The sequence below is a fragment of the Pelagihabitans pacificus genome (genome assembly GCF_009371985.2).
Lineage (GTDB): Bacteria > Bacteroidota > Bacteroidia > Flavobacteriales > Flavobacteriaceae > Pelagihabitans > Pelagihabitans pacificus.
Genome location: NZ_VIKU02000004.1, coordinates 265,934 through 284,413, shown reverse-complemented (window position 1 = coordinate 284,413; position 18,480 = coordinate 265,934). Strand labels below are relative to the sequence as shown.

Annotated in this window: 14 protein-coding genes and 1 tRNA gene; 9 read left to right on the top strand and 6 right to left on the bottom strand. The window is 46.3% G+C overall.

The genetic code is table 11. The annotated features are described in order from the left end of the window. Positions 1–2: 2 nt before the first annotated feature. The 3 genes from FK220_RS14380 to FK220_RS14370 form a co-directional block, all read right to left on the bottom strand. The gene (locus FK220_RS14380; protein WP_152575036.1) at positions 3–1,967 is read right to left on the bottom strand and encodes an AAA family ATPase; all 1,965 of its coding nucleotides are present in this window, start codon (positions 1,965–1,967) and stop codon (positions 3–5) included. After that, positions 1,957–3,021, bottom strand: coding sequence for a hypothetical protein (locus FK220_RS14375; RefSeq protein WP_152575035.1), 1,065 nt, complete (start codon positions 3,019–3,021; stop codon positions 1,957–1,959). Before FK220_RS14375 ends, FK220_RS14380 begins: the two co-directional genes overlap by 11 nt. A gap of 184 nt (positions 3,022–3,205) precedes the next feature. Further along, on the bottom strand, positions 3,206–4,549 hold the full coding sequence (locus tag FK220_RS14370; protein ID WP_152575034.1) for a microtubule-binding protein: 1,344 nt from the start codon (positions 4,547–4,549) through the stop codon (positions 3,206–3,208). Between the two features lie 343 nt (positions 4,550–4,892). Between FK220_RS14370 and FK220_RS14365 the strand changes: the two genes are divergently transcribed. Beyond that, complete coding sequence (locus tag FK220_RS14365; RefSeq protein ID WP_152575033.1) at positions 4,893–5,738, top strand: N-acetylmuramoyl-L-alanine amidase-like domain-containing protein; 846 nt, start codon at positions 4,893–4,895, stop codon at positions 5,736–5,738. A gap of 34 nt (positions 5,739–5,772) precedes the next feature. On the opposite strand, the gene FK220_RS14360 is transcribed toward FK220_RS14365, so the two are convergent. Then, complete coding sequence (locus FK220_RS14360; protein ID WP_238719033.1) at positions 5,773–6,576, bottom strand: ThuA domain-containing protein; 804 nt, start codon at positions 6,574–6,576, stop codon at positions 5,773–5,775. Positions 6,577–6,662: 86 nt separating this feature from the next. Further along, positions 6,663–7,553: an AraC family transcriptional regulator gene (locus FK220_RS14355; protein ID WP_152575032.1), complete on the bottom strand. Its 891-nt coding sequence runs from the start codon at positions 7,551–7,553 to the stop codon at positions 6,663–6,665. 204 nt (positions 7,554–7,757) lie between these two features. Between FK220_RS14355 and hemA the strand changes: the two genes are divergently transcribed. The 5 genes from hemA to FK220_RS14330 all read left to right on the top strand — a co-directional run bounded on the left by hemA (position 7,758) and on the right by FK220_RS14330 (position 15,149). Beyond that, positions 7,758–9,017, top strand: coding sequence for a glutamyl-tRNA reductase (gene hemA / locus FK220_RS14350; protein ID WP_152575031.1), 1,260 nt, complete (start codon positions 7,758–7,760; stop codon positions 9,015–9,017). After that, positions 9,014–10,597, top strand: a complete 1,584-nt coding sequence (gene hemC, locus FK220_RS14345) for a hydroxymethylbilane synthase (protein WP_152575030.1) — start codon at positions 9,014–9,016, stop codon at positions 10,595–10,597. The genes hemA and hemC overlap by 4 nt, the downstream gene beginning before the upstream one ends. A gap of 38 nt (positions 10,598–10,635) precedes the next feature. After that, the gene (hemE, locus tag FK220_RS14340) at positions 10,636–11,670 is read left to right on the top strand and encodes a uroporphyrinogen decarboxylase (protein ID WP_152575029.1); all 1,035 of its coding nucleotides are present in this window, start codon (positions 10,636–10,638) and stop codon (positions 11,668–11,670) included. A 166-nt stretch (positions 11,671–11,836) separates the two neighbouring features. Further along, complete coding sequence (locus FK220_RS14335; RefSeq protein ID WP_166204929.1) at positions 11,837–14,563, top strand: M16 family metallopeptidase; 2,727 nt, start codon at positions 11,837–11,839, stop codon at positions 14,561–14,563. A 4-nt stretch (positions 14,564–14,567) separates the two neighbouring features. Next, positions 14,568–15,149 (top strand): RidA family protein, encoded by a 582-nt coding sequence (locus FK220_RS14330; protein WP_152575027.1) that lies wholly within the window; start codon positions 14,568–14,570, stop codon positions 15,147–15,149. Positions 15,150–15,159: 10 nt separating this feature from the next. On the opposite strand, the gene FK220_RS14325 is transcribed toward FK220_RS14330, so the two are convergent. Then, positions 15,160–16,143 (bottom strand): carbohydrate kinase family protein, encoded by a 984-nt coding sequence (locus FK220_RS14325; RefSeq protein ID WP_152575026.1) that lies wholly within the window; start codon positions 16,141–16,143, stop codon positions 15,160–15,162. Between the two features lie 183 nt (positions 16,144–16,326). Between FK220_RS14325 and FK220_RS14320 the strand changes: the two genes are divergently transcribed. The 3 genes from FK220_RS14320 (at position 16,327) to FK220_RS14310 (ending at position 18,255) form a co-directional block, all read left to right on the top strand. After that, positions 16,327–17,154: an alpha/beta hydrolase gene (locus FK220_RS14320; RefSeq protein ID WP_152575025.1), complete on the top strand. Its 828-nt coding sequence runs from the start codon at positions 16,327–16,329 to the stop codon at positions 17,152–17,154. Then, on the top strand, positions 17,151–18,122 hold the full coding sequence (locus FK220_RS14315) for a sugar phosphate isomerase/epimerase family protein (RefSeq protein ID WP_152575024.1): 972 nt from the start codon (positions 17,151–17,153) through the stop codon (positions 18,120–18,122). Before FK220_RS14320 ends, FK220_RS14315 begins: the two co-directional genes overlap by 4 nt. Before the next feature lie 61 nt (positions 18,123–18,183). Next, positions 18,184–18,255 (top strand) — tRNA-Arg (locus tag FK220_RS14310). Positions 18,256–18,480: the final 225 nt, after the last annotated feature.

Here is an 18,480-nt window from a genome sequence, read left to right as displayed (position 1 = left end):
ATTTATCTTCCCCCGTTTTCAAAAATGCGGTTAGCTTCCAGGTTTACGTTCATGTCGTGCACCCGACTCTCGACCTTCCGTTTAAAGTCGGTGTCCGCAATGGTGGCCACATTATCGAGATACCTTACTACTTCTTGCCTTCGGATATCCGAAAAATCGAGCCCTTTCATATTCTGCTTCATCAGTTCTTGCAACATGGCAAACTTGGTATCGTAGTCTTTCTTAAAGTACAACGAGGCATCGGTGAACCACGCTTCCGGCAAATCGAAATCGGTGAGCCGTAATGAAATGGCACTCTGAATGTTTCGAATGTCCCTTGAAGAAAAGAAAGGGAAGGCCTTTTGAATGTTTTTGTAGAGTTCTGCAAAAAATAAATGCGTGTCCGTTTTGTACTTCGCCTCGGTCTGTTCGTAAATCTCCAAGACCTTTTCTTCGGTCGGCTTATCGGATTGGTCGAGAATTTCCCCTAAGTTTTTGGCAAGACCCTGCTCACTCAGGAACTCGTATTTCTCCGGGTTTTTCATGTTAACGAAGTTTGGCATGCTGTCGTTCAGCTTACGCCACCAGAGGTAGTCCTGGTCGACAAAATCGGGAATGGTCCGGGCGCCATCGATTTTGAAACGTCCTTGCACACGGGATATGACCGCCTTGTCCAACATTTCGGGCAGGTTGGTAAAAAGTCCGATAGAGCTGTTGCCATAATTTATGGCATAGGCCCCTTCGGTATAACGCAAAAATACCCCGATTACTTCCTTAACCCCGGCGGATACTCCTTGTGCGGTACGTTCCTGTAAATTGTTCTCCGCATCGTCTATCGGCGCAAAAATGAGCCTACTCGGGTCTTGTAAGGGCTTCATCCATTGTACCATTTTCTCGGCCGAACCTCCTTGAAAGGTCGATATCAAGGTATCTGGCATGGGATGGAACAGAAATGGAATCTCCAATTCATCACAATGCTCCTTGAGTCGGGTCGCAATGGCCGCGATTAGCATACTTTTACCTGTTCCAGGAATGCCATAGCCCATAAATACAGGCATAAAACCACCTAATTCCTGAAAGGGATTCTTCTTGGCTACAAAATCGTAGCTCAGCATACGCTCCGTTAATCTGCGTGCGAAATGTTTGGCATCCCGATTGCCCACAATTTCCTCAAATTGAATTTTATTGAACTCAACACTTTTGGCGGTTCCTTCCAAAACATTCTCCCAGCCTGAAACGGCAAATTCACTTTTTTCAAGCTTGTAGGTACGATCGGTGATGGTTTCGGTATATTCCAGGCTGTTGATGCGCATCTGTATCTCAGCAATTAGCGCTTCGAAATACACCACCGTAAAATGCAGTACCTCTTCATCGGAGGTAATAATTTCGGGATGGCCCAAGTACTTATCGAAATAGAATAGCATACACGAAACACCCTTGAGTGGCGACATCAGGGAAACCTCGGGAATACCGGCAAATTTGTTCTTCATGACGCTTAGGTCGTCGGAGACCATGGGTTTCAAATCGTACAAAATGCGGTATGCGATGCCATAGAGCATAAAAGCAGTGGCAGTTTGTAGCTTGGAATCATATTCCCGACGTTGCGAGTTGTCCAAGGTGCTCTTTCGTTCGTTCAGGGAAGAAAGCCCTGAAGCGTCGTAATAACTGTCTTTTAGCCAAATACCCATCGTGAGACCCTCTTGCAGGGAATAAAGCGCTTGGTTTAAGTGTACCGGAATGGCAACGGAATCGGGTAACAGCCTTTTTTTTAGGGAAAGGATGGTCTTGGAGACCGAGATGACTTCATTGGCCGCAGTGCCATTCGCCTTGGAGAGATACAATAGAATAGAACTGTCTTTCTGGTCTTTGTCACGGCTTTTTGCCTTTCCTCCCTGTTCCCACTGCACCCCCTTCAGATAAGAGGTAGCCTCGTTGCGAAGGGCTTCCAATTCGTTTAGCTTTATTGGAAAAGTACTGTTATGCTCCATTTTGTAATTTTAAGGCCGAAATTTCAATCGGTTCCTGTGTTAATTCATGTAAGGCCTCGGGTATGTTATCATAGAAAACCTGAATGACCCGATGCGGGGCCAATAAATAGGTACTGACTTTGGTAGGTGCCCAGACTTGCAGGTATTGTTTGCTAAAAAAATTCCCCTCGGCAAAATCCCCTGTGGAAACTGTTTCATCCATACGCAACGAAACCGCGAAAGCGGAGAGGTCGAGTGTTTTCTTGATTATCGCCTCCAAAACGGTGTGGGTAACAATTAGCTCATCTTTGGCAAATACATTGTGCAACGGTCCCAAATCGATCTTGCGGATTTTTTTCGGCAAGAGTTTGGGTAATCTTTTGTCAATGGCATAAGCCATCATATCGAGGTCCATATTGCGGTCGGCGGTCTGTTCCAATACTTGATAAATCCGTTGGCGATAGGCCTCCAGCTTTTCTTTGTACAGATCAAAATACATGAAGCAGATGAAGGGCCGGTTATGGGTAACGTCGTAGAACGCCCAACTAATTAAATAAGGAGCTTCCGCGTTATTGCCCAGCTCCACGATCTTACCCTGTACAAAACGTTTGAAAATATACTGTCGCTCCACCGACGAATAATAGATAATCGATGCTGCCTGCTGTAACCGACGCTCCGGAATGGGTCGTTTGTTTTTGAGCAGGGTATCCAAGAACTCCTGCTTTAGTTCCTCTACCTTCGGCAACTTACCAATGTGCTGTTGCCTCAATTCCAAATCGTTGTACAAGTAGCGAAATTCCAGATAGTTCGGGAAACCAGATTCGGTCAAGTCGATCCGCATTTTTTCCTCGTCGTCATAGAGGTACTTGATGCGAAAAGCCTCCAAAGAATAGGTAATCAGTTCGCAGTATTGTTTTACGAAATTGGCCTCGATCTCGCTGCACAAGCGTTTGTCGGCGATACTTTTCACCAATTCCTCAAAAGCGTGCGTCACAATTTTAAAATACACCTTATACTGTTCTTTGGTCTCAAGAACAGCACTATCCAAAGGAGTGACTATTTGGTTAATCGACATTGGAATTGACTTTTAAGTCGTTTTTTGGTTTGTTCGTATCATTACACGAATAGAAATGGTGCCCAAAACCGATGGGGGTCATCACACACGGGTTTCCGTAGATACCCTTCCCACCCAACAATAGGTACATAGACAAGAGCGTACACATATCCCGGTGACCACCATCATAGAAAACGCTACTGCCCTAACTCAGTAAGTCGTCTTCGACCGAGGGTTTCGGGGGCATAGGGGTATCGTCACCGCCACCATCGGCCGGTGCATTGCCATCGGTCGCATAGTATTCCTCGAAGATTTCCTTCATATCGATACCGTAGCGATCGGCGAAGTTCTTTTGTATTTCGGCATCCTTGACCCGTATTTCCTGCAGCGATTCGGCATAGCTCGAGTACACCCCCTGCATTACTTTTTCGTGCACCGGAATATTGTCCATCATCTCCTGTCTCGCCTTGGCACTGGCCGTATGCATCGCGGCCAAGGTCTGGCCGATATGTTCATCGGTCTTCACACCCAAGTGCTCCAGGATAGCGGCAAATTCCTGATCGGTCCTTGCCTTCAAGGCCACAACATAACCATCATAATATTTCAACCGCTCATCGGTATCACTTTTTAGTTTCGCCCGGTGCGATTGCAGATTGCTTCGCAAGGAGGTCAGTACCTTAATGGTAAGGTTGTGTTTATGTACAAAACTGTCCTTACTGGCCGCCAAGGTGGTATAGGCGTTTTTGAGGCCCTCCAACTCCTCGACCTTCTGTTCGATTTGGGTTACTTTACCGATTGCCTCGGAATACTCGGAGGACTGCTTATCGGAAATTTCCTCCAGTGTTTGCCTCGCCTGTTTGAGAAGCGCATATTGCTCTTCCAGCTTCTCTTCGGTTTCCTTTTTTCGTTCGAGTGCTTTTGTATGATTTTTACTGGCCTCTACGATAGCGACCTGCAGTTTGTCCTCGACCTCTTTAATTTCGACTTCCCGATTTTTTAGGCGGCCCACTGCTGCCTGACTTTTATAGGAAAGTTCGTTCAACAAGGTCTGTATATCGGCCGACTCAATTCGTTCCTGAAACATCGCCTTGGCTTTCAAATCGGCCCCGTCCCGTACCTTTTGGGCGGCATCCAGTTCCGCTTGTCGTTTCTTTATCTTTGATTTACGTCCCCAAAGGTTGTTCCACCAGTTATCCTTGACCTTTTCGGCTTCTTCCAATTCCTGTTTGGCCCGGTCCAATGCGTTCTGTGCATCATCTATCACCTTTTGCTCTGCAGCGTTCAAGGTGGAAAACTTTTCAAAGATAATCCCGACCTCATCCTGATAGTCCGTTAGGTCTTTTATGGCATCCAATAGGGTAGCACGGTCTTTTTCGGCCATCCCTACCACATCGTCTAGGGTCGCGTTCAATATTTTCTGTCGTATCTCGGGGTCGTCTTCCTGGGCAAGTTTAGACTTCATTTGGTCGACCGTCTTTCCCCAATTGACATCAACTTGTTCTTGCTTGGAGTTGGAATCGGTTTCTAATAAATCAAAATCATCGGCCATAGTATGGTTTTTCGTTTTTATGGATTAATAAATAACCTCTAGGCATGCACAGAAAACATTAAAAGAAAATTTAACACGTTATTCCGGCGCACATGCTGAAGCAAATAATTCTCGATTATCGAGTGAAATAGAACCCGGGGGTTCGTAAATAGTGTTCCAATTTCGGCAAAAAAACCGAGGTGTAAAAGCAGGATCGCCGAACTGTTCGTTTTATGAGTAGAAGAAACTTCGGATTTGTTACGCCATCATCCCCATTTTTCACTCGTTATACCCGGATAAGTGCTTTTTATGGGATGCTAGGAACGATTGAAATCGCTATTTTTGAGCTTAAATAAAAAGTATTATGAGGCACTATCAGACACTGATCTTATTAGTAACCTGCTTTCAGATAGGATTTGCCCAAGACATCGTCTGCTCATTAAAGGATAGGCAAGCTTTTGAGGACAAGACCATCGAAATCGACGGACTGCTGGAAGATAATTTTGGAAAAACGATTGTGGCCGTCGGGAAGACCTTCTTGGAAACCCCCTATGTTGCCAAAACATTGGAAGTGGGCGAAACGGAATCCTTGGTCATTAACCTTCATGGGTTGGATTGTACCACCTATGTTGAAAACGTACTTGCCTTTAGTTTGTTGTTGAGGGAGGGGAAGTCCGACTTTGATACCTTTACCGAGACCTTGGAACGTATTCGCTACAAGGATGGCAACCTGGATGGCTATGCTTCACGTCTGCACTATTTTTCGGAATGGATCGCCAACAACGAGGCCAAAGGCGTACTGAAGGATGTTACCTCGGAAATTGGGGGTACCGAAATCACCAAAGAAATCAACTTTATGAGTACCCATCGGGAGTTGTACCCCTTTTTAAAAGAGGACGAGGAGAACTTCAAAAAAATACAAGTCTCCGAAGAGTATCTAAATAACCAGGCCCTTTGTATACTACCCCAAGACCAAATCGAAGCCAACGAGCATTTGATCCGATCAGGGGATATTATTGCTTTGACGACCGCTGTCGACGGACTCGACATCACCCACACCGGCATCGCTACCCGCGAAAAGGATGGGCGTATCCATTTGTTGCATGCTTCTACCGGGTCGATGCAGGTCGAGGTATCCAAACGTCCGTTGGCCGACTATTTGAAAGGTATTAAAAAGAATACCGGAATTATGGTTGCGAGACCCTTATGACCTTAAGGCCCTTAGTATTGTAAAATCGGTATTGTTACCTACCCAAACAATAGTTGATGCCTCCCAGCAAGTGCAGTTGAAAGTCCGGTTCATCGTAGGAGGCCTCTGTATGACCACCGGCCGTGTAGAAAGAGCGTCCTCCATCGAACTCATGATACCAGGCGATGGGGTGGTTATCTCCGTTCGTGCCCCCGTCATAACTGTCTTCATCCAAGTTCAAAAGTACGTTAAGACTCGGATCGATATCCCTGAAATTGTACCACTCGTCCCTCCTATCCCACGTGTCTTTTAAATGTGCCGTAGCAGGATGATTGTCTGTCAATACCTCGATACGCGCGTCTTGAATACTGGGATGACCATTGAAATAGGCCCCGACCAGTTGGCCATACCAGGGCCAATCGTATTCCGTATCGGTGGCCGAATGAATGCCCATAAAGTTTCCGCCGTTCCGTATGTAGTTTTCAAAGGTAGTTTGCTGTTCTTCGTTGAGCACATTGCCGGTAGTACTCAAAAACACTATCACGGCGTACTTTTTAAGGTTTTCGTCATTAAAATCTGCGGCGTTTTCTGTTCGTTCCAACATAAAATCATGGTCTTTTCCCAAATTTTCCAGGGTGCTATAGGCCTTGTCGATAGACCCGTGTCGAAATCCTTCGGTCTTGGAGAATATCAAAATACTATCGGTTTCCGTACCGTCTCCCATATCATCCTCCCCATCTTCCTCTTCGATTTCATCTTGGGAAGGGGCTTCTTCCAAAAACTCCCCGGTGTCTTCGGAACACGCCAAGACAAAAAGGGTAAACAAAACTACAGGAACGGTTTTTTTTGGGAATAGCATTGGACTTGTTTTACGGTAGTTCTCGTCTACTAGGTTATATAGATAACCGTAAAACCTTTGATTTTCGTATGACCCGCCGCTAAAAACTAGCCGTTGGAGCGTGTCATCAAATACTTTTTCGGAGTGGTCCCATACTTTTTCTTAAAGGCGGCGATAAAATGGCTGGCAGTACTATACCCCACCTTGAGGCCTACTTCGTTCACATTGTGTTGGCCCGCCTCCAACATACGGCGTGCATACTCCATTTTGTAGTCAAAGAGAAAACTAAAAACGGGTTCGCCATAAATGTGTTTAAAGCCTTCCTTTAGTTTTTTGAGGGATAGCCCAATCTCTTCCGATAGTTCGACCAAGGTAGGAGGTTCGGCCATTCTGGCGACGATGATTTCCTTTGCCTTTCGGATGCGATGTACATTGTCCTCATCGACCAAAAACGGGCACTGCTCCACGTCGAGGTCATCGGTTTTATTGAAATATAGGGCGATCAATTCATATACCTTTCCCTTAATGTAGAGCGACTTGATGGAGGGATGCAAGTTGTAGTTCATTATCTGGCTCAGGATAACGGCAATGGCCGGATTAAATGCTTCTTGGGTATAGTATTTTTTATCCTTGTTGCCGGCACTTAAAAACGGTATGTAATCGGCCTCTCTGGAAAAGAGCGAGTGAAACTTACGAATGGTCATCACCACGGAAACCAGCCAAGAGTTAGGCTGTAACTCCAGGTTCAAAGGAAGGTCCATTTGGGTATTGTAAAGCAACAGCGAATTTTCCTCCTTCACCTCCAGCGCATAACGACCTTCATTGAAAACGAATTTGGCGTCACCCTTCAAACAGAAATGAAACTGGATGAAGGTACTGTCGATGGCACGGCTAACTTTCTGTGTTTGCGGGGAGTCGTTTTGAATTTTGAATACAAAAAAACCATCCTCTATCAAGACTTCCTGAAAAGAACCGATAGCGACATTTTTTTCTTCCATAGTACTTCCATTTACCATCTTATCTATTTAGAAACATTCTAAATAAAATCAAGGATTAAGCTTCAGAACGCCTTAAAAATAGCAGATTTTTAGCGTTTCTCATCAAAAATGGGCTTAAAAAACCCGAAACGGCATTAAAAGTTCCGCTAGCGTTATTTTTTTGCGAACGGCAAACGTATTTTTGCCAACGTTTGTCAGGTACACATGAAGGATTACCATATTTCAAGACATCACTCGTTCTACACCATCGGGCTGAGTTATAAAAAGGCCGATGCCGAAGTTCGTGGAAAGTTCAGCCTTGGAGCTGACAAGATGGATGTGTTGTTACGGCAGGCGAAGGAACAGGGTATCGACGGACTCTTGGTCACCTCTACCTGCAACCGTACCGAGTTGCACGGGTTTGCGCAACATCCCTTTCAATTGATCAAACTGCTATGCGACAACACCCGGGGTAGCGTCGAAGAATTTCAGGAGGTCGCCTACGTTTACAAGAACAACGATGCAATCAGCCATCTCTTTCGAGTGGGTACAGGACTAGACAGTCAGATTTTGGGCGATTTTGAAATCATCAGCCAGCTGAAACAGAGTTTTATCCGCTCCAAAAAGCACCAAATAGCCAACCCTTTCATCGAACGCCTGACCAATTCGGTAATCCAAGCCAGCAAACGCATCAAAAATGAAACAGAGCTTTCGTCCGGTGCCACATCGGTCGCCTTTGCTTCGGTTCAATACATCCTTAAAAACGTACCGGAGGTTTCCGAAAAAAATATTCTCCTTTTTGGAACCGGAAAAATAGGAAGAAATACCTGTGAAAATCTTATAAAACATACCAAGAACAATCACATCACCCTTATCAACCGCACCAAGGACAAGGCGGAGAAAATTGCTGGAAAATTCAACTTGGTAGTCAAGAATTATGGGGACCTGCAGACCGAAATCCGCACGACCGATATTTTGATCGTTGCCACGGGAGCCCAGGCCCCTACGATTTCGAAAGAACTCATTTATTCCAAAAAACCTTTGTTGGTCTTAGATCTTTCAATACCGAAAAATGTCGCCGACGATGTGGCAGAATTGGAAAATGTTACCCTTATTCATCTTGACCATCTTTCCCAAATGACCGATGAGACCTTGGAACGCAGAAAGCAATTCATCCCAAAGGCCGAAATCATCATCGAAGCGGTAAAATCGGATTTTATCCAATGGCTCGAAACCCGGAAATTTGCACCGGTAATCAAAGCGCTCAAAAAGAAATTAAAGACCATGAAGGACGAAGAATTGGACTACCAGTCCAAAAAGTTGTCCGATTTTGATGCGGAACAGGCAGAGGTGGTATCGAACCGCATCATCCAAAAGATCACCAAACAGTTCGCCAACCATCTCAAAGACGGGGATATCGACGCGGATACCAGTTTGGAACTCATCCAAAAAGTTTTTCAACTCGAAATCGATTCCCACGTATGACCAAGGTAATCCGAATCGGTACCCGCGATAGTGAATTGGCATTATGGCAGGCAAATACCGTAAAAACCCGGTTGGAAACCCTGGGACATCGAACAGAATTGGTACCCGTAAAATCTACTGGCGATCTGGTTCTTGACAAACCCCTTTACGAACTGGGTATTACCGGAATTTTTACCAAGACTTTGGATGTTGCCATGCTCAATGGCAATATCGATATCGCCGTTCATAGTATGAAGGATGTACCTACGGCCCTTCCTAAAGGTATTGTGCAAGCGGCGGTTCTTGAGCGTGCCAACTATCTGGATATCCTGGCCTTCAAGCATAACCAAGAGTTTTTGGCACAACGGGAGGCGGTAATAGCCACAGGCAGCCTGCGTCGAAAAGCACAGTGGCTCAACCGCTATCCGACCCATACGGTGGTCGACCTTCGGGGCAATGTGAACAGCCGGTACCAAAAGTTGGGAAATAACGACTGGAACGGAGCCATTTTTGCGGCAGCAGGACTCGAACGCATTGGTCTGGAACCGGAAAATACGATAGGCCTCACTTGGATGCTTCCCGCACCGGCCCAAGGTGCGATCATGGTCGTAGCCATGGAAAACGATGAATTTGTACAAGAAGCCTGTGCCCAACTGAACCATGAACCGACCGAAATCTGTGTAGGCCTGGAACGGGAGTTCTTGCGGATATTGGAAGGCGGCTGTACCGCACCTATTGGGGCCTTGGCCAAAATCAACGAGGAGGAACAGGTGACATTAAAGGGCATATTGCTCAGCATCGACGGATCTAAAAAACTGGAGGTCGAGTTCAAGGCACCCTTGGGCCAACACGAAGATTTAGGACGGCTTTGTGCAGAATACATCCTTAACCGTGGTGGAAAACGGTTGATGAACGAAATGCATGGTACCGATACCTCCGCCCAGCTTTTTTCGACTAAAAAATTGACCGAGGGGCAGTTACAACGTTTTAAAGACGGACTTCGAGTGAAATCGGAAGATTTCATCAAAGTGAGTCCATCCCGTATTGCTCCCTCGGTTGTGAAGTCGCCAATTCGCAATGTGGTTATTACCAGTCAAAATGCGGTAGAATCGCTACTAACAAATTTTGCTCCCGAGGAATTGCGGTTCAACAATATCTACTGTGTCGGCCGTAAAACCAAGCGGTTGATTGAAAACCGTATCGGTACCGTAACGCATGTAGCCAAGAATGCCAAAAAATTAGCGGAATATTTGGTCGAATATATGGAAGGATTGGAAGTTACCTATTTTTGCGGAAATCTTCGAAGAGACGAGCTGCCCACCATTTTGGCGAACAACAATATTACGGTACACGAGGTAGAAGCCTATAAAACCAAGTATAATCCCGTTCAAATGGAGGATACCGTGCAAGGGGTCCTATTTTTCAGTCCATCAGCCGTTGAAAGCTATCTCTTGGAAAACGGGACAAACAGGATGGTTTATTGTATTGGGGAAACCACTGCAAAGGAAGCCCGAAAACATTTTTCTGAAGTATTGGTGGCTAGGATACCTACCGTGGAAAGTGTCATCGACTTGGTGAATGAATCATTTGATAGTCCTTAAAAAATTGATTCCGTGTTTACGGAAATGAACGAACAACTATGTTAAAAAACGACCTTTTTCTTCGAGCCTTGAAAGGAGAAACCGTAAATCGTCCACCTGTTTGGATGATGCGCCAAGCCGGCCGCTATCTCCCGGAATTTATGGAAATCAAGGAGAAGTACGATTTCTTTACCCGCTGTCAGACCCCGGAGCTGGCATCCGAAATCACCGTGCAACCCCTTCGCCGATTCGGGATGGATGCCGCAATACTCTTCTCCGATATTTTGGTGATTCCACAAGCCATGAATATCGAAGTACAGATGAAACCCAATTTTGGACCTTATTTACCCAACCCCATTCGTTCCAAAAAAGATCTGGACCATGTAATTGTTCCAGAAGTAGGCGACGCTCTGGATTATGTGATGCAAGCCATCAAGGAAACCAAGGAAAAGCTGAACGATGAAGTGCCCTTAATCGGTTTCGCCGGTTCGCCTTGGACGATTCTTTGTTATTGTGTTCAAGGACAAGGCAGCAAAACCTTTGATAAGGCCAAGGAACTTTGTTTTACCCAACCGATGGTGGCGCACGAATTATTACAAAAAATCACCGATACCACGATTGCCTATCTCAAGGCCAAGGTGAATGCCGGTGTAAATGCAGTTCAAGTTTTCGATTCATGGGGCGGTATGCTATCGCCTGTGGACTATCAGGAGTTTTCGTTTCAATATATCCAGCAAATTGTCGATGCGCTAAAGGAGGAAACCCCCGTCATCGTTTTCGGGAAAGGCTGTTGGTTCGCCTTGGGTGAAATGGCCCGATCGGGAGCCGCCGCCTTAGGGGTCGATTGGACCTGCTCGGCCAAAAACGCCCGTTATCTATCCGGAGGTAAGATTACCCTGCAAGGAAACTTTGATCCCGCGCGACTATTGTCGCCTCCGGCCAAAATCAAAGAAATGGTGACCCAAATGATCCATGAATTCGGAAAGGACCGATATGTGGTCAACCTGGGGCATGGCATATTACCGAATATCCCCGTAGAAAACGCAAAGGCGTTTATCGATGCCGTAAAGGAGTATAAAGTTTCGGATAGTTAGGACGATCTACTCCAGGAAGGCATCCGAAAAATTATCAGGCACGATTCACGGGTGAATACCTCGTATGATTGGTAAAGCTTGTATTTGCAGGACACTAGCCTCCAAATTTAACCTTCCTTTAACGAAGAATTTTCGTATCATTGAGGTACATCAAAAACACGGTACAATGAAAATAAAATTTTTGCTCAGCTGCTTGGCGGCCATTGTTTTTAGTAACCTGTTGATGGCCCAAATGACCAAGACGACTTCGGTGGAAGGGATAACGGAATACCAGATGGAAAATGGGTTGAAAGTATTGCTTTTTCCTGATAATTCGTCCCAGACCATTACCGTCAATATTACCTATCTCGTAGGCTCGAGACATGAGGGATATGGAGAAAAAGGGATGGCCCATCTTTTGGAGCATATGGTCTTCAAAGGCACTCCGAACCACCCAGACATCCCAAAAGAGCTGAGTTCCCATGGTGCACGCCCCAACGGTACCACCTGGTACGATCGCACCAATTATTTCGAGACCTTCAACGCGACCGATGAAAACCTGGAATGGGCCTTGGACCTGGAAGCCGACCGTATGGTCAATTCCTATATCGCCAAAGAAGATTTGGAGTCGGAATTCAGTGTGGTGCGCAATGAATTCGAGAGCGGTGAAAACAACCCGACCAGGGTATTGCTACAAAAAGTAACCGACGCAGCCTACCTATGGCACAACTATGGTAACTCGACCATCGGAAACCGCTCCGACATCGAACGGGTACCTATCGAAAACCTAAAGGCCTTTTATAAGAAATTCTACCGCCCTGATAATGCGGTGTTGATGGTGACCGGAAAGTTCGATGAGGAAAAAACCTTGAAACTTATCGAAGAGAAGTTCGGTAACATTGAAAAGCCCGATACTCATATTCGGGATTCGTATACCGAGGAACCCCCACAGGATGGGGAGAAATTCGTGAATGTGAGCAGGGTGGGCGATTTGCAGCTCGTTGCCGCGCTCTATCATACCCCTGCCGGGTCCGACATCGACTATGCGGCCATGGCCATCGTGGAAAATGTTTTGACCGATGAACCTTCGGGCCGTTTGTACAAGGCTTTGGTAGAGACCCAAAAAGCCTCTTCGTTGTGGTCTTTTTCCCCCTTTACCAAAGAGCCTGGCTTCCTTTACATAAATGTGGAAGTTCCTTCCGATAAGGATGCCGATGAGGTACAGAGGATACTACGAAACACTTTGGACAGTTTAAAAGACAACCCGATTACCCAGGAAGAATTAGAACGTGCCAAGGCCAATATCGCCAAGCAGATCGATGAAATCACCCGAAACTCCGGATTCCTAGGTACCTACATGAGCGAGTTTATCGGTGCCGGTGACTGGCGCCTGTCCTTTATTCAAAGAGACCGGGTCGAGGAAATGACCTTGGACCAAGTGAATGCCGCCATGAATAAATATTTGATACCCACAAACCGTACCGTTGGCAGATTCAACCCCACCAAAACCCCTGAACGGGTCGCTATTGCGCATGTCCAAAATTTGGATTCCTTGGTATCCAATTATGAGGGTAAGGAGGGCATGGGCACGGGCGAAGCCTTTGATGTAGCCTACAACGCTATTCAGGAACGTTTTCAGGGCGGCACCTTGGAAAACGGGGTACAATACGGTTTTATTGAAAAAAACAACCGAGGCAATACGGTCATCGTTAGCTTTAGTGGTCGCAACGCGACCGTTGACGACCTGATGAACAAGGGAATGATTCCGTCTTTTACAGCGAACATGCTGAACAAAGGCACCAAAACCAGAACGCGACAGCAGATCGAGGATGAGCTGAGCAAGTTAAAAAGCTCCATTAATTTGAGAGGTTCCAATGGGAACATTTATGCGACCATCAATTCAACCGAAGAAAATCTGATGCCTACCTTGGAGTTGATGGCCGACATGCTCAAGAACCCAGCTTTTGATCCCGCGGAGTTGGAAAAATTGAAAACCGAGCAATTGGCACAAATTGAAAGTTATAAGAACGAGCCCCAATTTTTGGCACGTCAACGGGCTTCGGAAATCAATAACGTGCATCCAAAGGGGCATCCATTTTACACGATGACCATCGAAGAACAGGAAGAAGCCATAAGAAAAGTGACTATCGAGGATGTGAAAAACTTTTACAACGACTACTATGGTTTGGGAAAATCGATTTTAATCGGTATCGGAAATGTAAAATCCGAGGAGGTCAAGGCATTTATCGAAAAGGAGTTTGGCGATTTCGAAAGTAACTACGAGTACGCCGTGATTCCCGACCCCTATACCCCGACCAAGGCCGCCAATGAGGATATCCTGACCCCGGATAAGAAAAATGCGATGACCTGGGGCACGCTGGGAATCGAAATGAGCCAATACGATGAGGATTATGCCGCCATGAATATTGCGGGTACCATCTTGGGCGGAGGTTTTTTGAATTCCCGTATCGCCGACCGTTTACGGCAAAAAGATGGGGTGAGCTACGGTGCCGGAGCCTGGTTCAATGGAGACGGTAGTAAGAACGATCGAAATTCCAGTTTAAATATCTATGCGATTTATGCCCCTGAAAACTACGGGAAGGTACAGTTGGGCCTTAAGGAAGAAATCGACCGCTTTATCAAAGACGGCATTACCGAAGAGGAACTCACCGATGCCGTAAACGGTTGGATCCAGGCGCAGAGCGTGTCCAGGGCCAAGGACAATGAGCTTTCCAGCGTATTGAATAACAATATTTTCTACGGAAGGGATATGGACTTCCACAAAAAACTGGAAGAAAAAGTTGCCGAACTGACCGTGGCCGATGTAAACGCGGCTATCAAAAAGTACATCTTACCCTATGAAAAATGGACGGTGGTCAACGCAGGTGATTTTCAGAAATCCGAATCCAAATAATGTTATGAAGACAGTAGCCTTTTTAAGCATGCTAACACTATGTCTCCTTGCCTGTAATTCGGTACGGGAAGATAAGGAAGCGATGCAAGACATAGTACCCACAACCGTCGAAATCGATGAAAGTTACAATCCGGAGGCACGCTTGAAAGCCCTGGGAATCGAGCTCCAGACCCCTTCGACCCCGGTCGCCAACTATGTGCACGCCGTTCGAACGGGGAACCTCTTGTTTTTAGCAGGAAAGGGTCCCAAAAAAGCCGACGGGGAAAATATCGTAGGCAAATTGGGTGCCGACCTAAGCCTGGAACAAGGGTACGAAGCGGCACGGACCGCCGGAATCAATCAATTGGCGGTATTAAAAGCAGAGTTGGGGAACCTCAACAAGGTAAAAAGAATCGTAAAAGTCAAGGGCATGGTGAACGCCCTACCCGAATTTACCGATCATTCCAAGGTCATCAATGGCTATTCCGATCTGATGGTCGAAGTCTTTGGCGAAAAGGGCAGGCATGCGCGGGCAGCCGTGGGAATGGGTTCACTTCCTGGAAATATGGCCGTCGAGGTCGAAATGGTAGTGGAAGTATATGACTAAGCCGCTGGAATCAGAGACTACCGTAGGTCTCGGTGATGATTCGGTCGGTTTCCTGCTTCGATTTAAAAACTTCGAACGTACGCCCTTGGGTGCGTAACGCCCCTAAGGCATTGGCATATTTGGTGGCCTTTATATAGTCGGTAGGGTCTTCCAGGAGGCCGTATCCCAGACCACCTGCAAAAGAATCACCGCATCCGGTGGTATCTACCACATGATCGACCTTCACCGATGGGACGATTTCTTCTTGGATCCGCCCTTCCTTTTTATAGAAAACCACTCCCCCACCGGCATCGAGCGTCACAATCAACGACTTGACGCCCCTATCGAGCACATGGGCCGCCAAAGCAGGGAGGTGTGAGGTATCTTCCTCATCAAAACGACCTAGATTTTCAGTCTCATATTCTTTCTCGAACCAGCAACATTTTGACTCCTCCAAATTCATTTTCAACACATCGATATAAGGCAACCATTGGTCGCGATCGATCCAAAATCGAGTAAGTCGATCACCCGATGTAGTACAGGTATTGGTGGGGCCGTGGGCGTCGAAAATAATGATGGCTTCGCTATTCTCCCGAATATACTTGAGGGTTTCCAAAGGAATTTCGAAATCGGTAATCGGGACGCAGATGAACACCTCACAATCGAGTAACCCTTCAATATCCTCGGGGAGTATGGGGTTCATAAAGCCCGTTTGTTTTTCAAGGCGGTTGTTCTGGTCAACAAATCGTAGACTGATGACATCCCCTTGATCGGCATCGGACGTAATGTGATCCAAATTGATATTTGGATAGACACCCAAGATTTCCTTGACCGCTTGCTCATCTTTCTGTCGTAGATGGGAAACAAGGTACACCGTACCATCGTCGTTCAACAATTTTGAAAGACCAATGGCCGTGTGTGTGGCACAGCCATATTTTTCAATGACTTCTCCCCGATGGGTGGTAATATGATCTCTTGGAATGGGGCCAAGGACCCCGACCTTGTGGTTTGCCATAAGAATTGCCTAGTATTTCTGGTTTGTTGGTGGTGTTTCTTGCAATGACCTTCGAAATCACCACCTCGATAACGCTATGGAAAATACAAAAAATTAAGGGATGGCCTATCGGAATTGTATAAATTAGCGAAAGAGATGCGCTAGGGCGCATGAATCGCAAAAAATCCTTTACTGTTCGTTCAGATGACTAAGAACCTCACATGTTTTGTTGTTTGCCTATTTGTTTCTTGGATGGTAGCCGCCCAGAAAAGGGCTTATGAACACATCAACGACCTGTCGTACCTCGAGCAGGCCGATGAAAGCGGGGATGCTTATCGGAGCGAACGATGTAAACTCGATGTGTATTACCCAAAGGATACCCTCAACACCTCGGCCATCGTGTGGTTTCATGGAGGCGGTCTGGAATTCGGGGAAAAGCACATTCCATACGGACTTCGAGAGAAAGGGGTCATCGTGGTTACGGTCAACTACCGGTTATACCCCAAGGTGCAACATCCAAGCTATATCGAGGATGCCGCCGCTGCTGTCGCATGGACCTTTCAAAACATTGAAAAGTATAACGGGAATCCTAAAAAAATCTTTGTCACCGGGCATTCGGCCGGTGGCTACCTCGCCAGTATGGTAGGACTGGATACCACCTATTTGGCCAAACACGATATCGATGCCGACGACATTGCCGGGCTCATCCCTTTTAGTGGGCATACCATTACCCACTTCACTGTCCGAAAAGAGATGGGCATTGCGGGCACCCGACCGCTTATTGACCGCTATGCCCCTTTGTACCACGTGCGACAAGATGCCCCTCCCATCTTGTTAATTACCGGAAATCGGGAATTGGAACTATTGGGGCGTTATGAAGAGAACGCCTATTTCTATCGGATGATGAAAGTGGTAGGGCATCCCGACATCGAGCTAATGGAATTGGACGGGTATGGACACGATATGGTGTACCCGGCCATTCCGTTGTTATTGGATTTTGTTGTACAAAGAAGTAAAGAACCACAACAATGAAAAGAAAGGATTTTTTGAAACAAGCAGGCTTGGCAGGTACCATGGGCCTATTCGGGGCAGATCACTTGCTGGCCCAACTATTCACGAAAAAAACGAACGCACCTATGAAAACTATTGGCATACAACTGTTCTCGCTGCCGAAGCTACTGGAAGCCGATTTTGAAGGAGGTATCGCCCTGCTAGCCAAAATGGGCTATACCGAACTGGAGCTCTTTGGTCCGTATTCCTTTAGTACCGAAAGTGCCAAGGCCAGTTGGCAGGCGATTACACCTATGTTGGGTTTTAGCGGGAGCGGTTTTTTTGGCCGCTCTGCAGATGAGGTAAAGGCTATTTTGAACGAAAACGGGATGACCATACCTTCGGTACATACCGATTTGGATACCTTGGAAACCAATATCGAAGCATTTTCCGAAGCCAGGGAAACGTTGGGATTTGAGTATGTAACCATTCCCGCCATCCCCGACGATCGAAGAACTACCCTGGACGCTTACAAAAAAATGGCCGACACCTTTAACACCATTGGTGAAAATGCCCAAAAAATGGGACTCAAATTCGCGTACCACAACCATGGGTATGGTCTACAGGAGGTCGATGGCCAGGTACCCTTCGAAACAATGATCGAAGCAACAGACCCTAATCTGGTATTCCTGGAAATGGATATTTTTTGGACGGTTGCCGGCCGGGCCAATCCGGTAGATTACTTAAAAAAATATGCAGGCCGTTACCATTTGATGCATTTGAAGGATATGAAACCCAAAGCCCACTTTGCAGGGGACGGCTCCGATGCCTCCCAATGGATGTCGCTTTTTCCCCATATGACCACGGCAGGCGATGGGGAGTTGGATTTGGAAATAATCGTAAAGACCGCCCGGGAAAACGGCGCCAAACACTTTTTTGTGGAGCAGGATCTGGTAAAAGAGCCCGAAGTAGCCCTAAAGCGGAGTCTTGATTACCTAAAAACGCTTTAATCTTGGGGAAAGCCGAAAAATTTACCAAAATATTTTATTTTTGCCCTCCATTATGTACAATGGCCTCGTAGTTCAATGGATAGAATAGAAGTTTCCTAAACTTTAGATGCAAGTTCGATTCTTGCCGAGGCTACTTTTTACCTTTTGGAGGTATTTCAATAGCGTTGAAATTAACCCGATTTCCAGCGCTTAGACCACTTCTGCTACCGACACGATTGTTTCTGCAACTTTCCCTTCTTCTCTACTGAATTGCAGTACTTGGAAGTTTTATTTGACCGGGAAGGTAGTGACCAAATAGAACGTAAATTACCGCCTTATTTATAAACGAACGGCCAATAATAAAAATGAAATGTAAAAG

Bases quoted from the DNA above. Each gene is read 5' to 3' on its own strand.
- FK220_RS14380 (WP_152575036.1), bottom strand. From the start codon at position 1,967: ATGGAGCATAACAGTACTTTTCCAATAAAGCTAAACGAATTGGAAGCC.
- FK220_RS14375 (WP_152575035.1), bottom strand. From the start codon at position 3,021: ATGTCGATTAACCAAATAGTCACTCCTTTGGATAGTGCTGTTCTTGAG.
- FK220_RS14370 (WP_152575034.1), bottom strand. From the start codon at position 4,549: ATGGCCGATGATTTTGATTTATTAGAAACCGATTCCAACTCCAAGCAA.
- FK220_RS14365 (WP_152575033.1), top strand. From the start codon at position 4,893: ATGAGGCACTATCAGACACTGATCTTATTAGTAACCTGCTTTCAGATA.
- FK220_RS14360 (WP_238719033.1), bottom strand. From the start codon at position 6,576: ATGCTATTCCCAAAAAAAACCGTTCCTGTAGTTTTGTTTACCCTTTTT.
- FK220_RS14355 (WP_152575032.1), bottom strand. From the start codon at position 7,553: ATGGAAGAAAAAAATGTCGCTATCGGTTCTTTTCAGGAAGTCTTGATA.
- hemA (WP_152575031.1), top strand. From the start codon at position 7,758: ATGAAGGATTACCATATTTCAAGACATCACTCGTTCTACACCATCGGG.
- hemC (WP_152575030.1), top strand. From the start codon at position 9,014: ATGACCAAGGTAATCCGAATCGGTACCCGCGATAGTGAATTGGCATTA.
- hemE (WP_152575029.1), top strand. From the start codon at position 10,636: ATGTTAAAAAACGACCTTTTTCTTCGAGCCTTGAAAGGAGAAACCGTA.
- FK220_RS14335 (WP_166204929.1), top strand. From the start codon at position 11,837: ATGAAAATAAAATTTTTGCTCAGCTGCTTGGCGGCCATTGTTTTTAGT.
- FK220_RS14330 (WP_152575027.1), top strand. From the start codon at position 14,568: ATGAAGACAGTAGCCTTTTTAAGCATGCTAACACTATGTCTCCTTGCC.
- FK220_RS14325 (WP_152575026.1), bottom strand. From the start codon at position 16,143: ATGGCAAACCACAAGGTCGGGGTCCTTGGCCCCATTCCAAGAGATCAT.
- FK220_RS14320 (WP_152575025.1), top strand. From the start codon at position 16,327: ATGACTAAGAACCTCACATGTTTTGTTGTTTGCCTATTTGTTTCTTGG.
- FK220_RS14315 (WP_152575024.1), top strand. From the start codon at position 17,151: ATGAAAAGAAAGGATTTTTTGAAACAAGCAGGCTTGGCAGGTACCATG.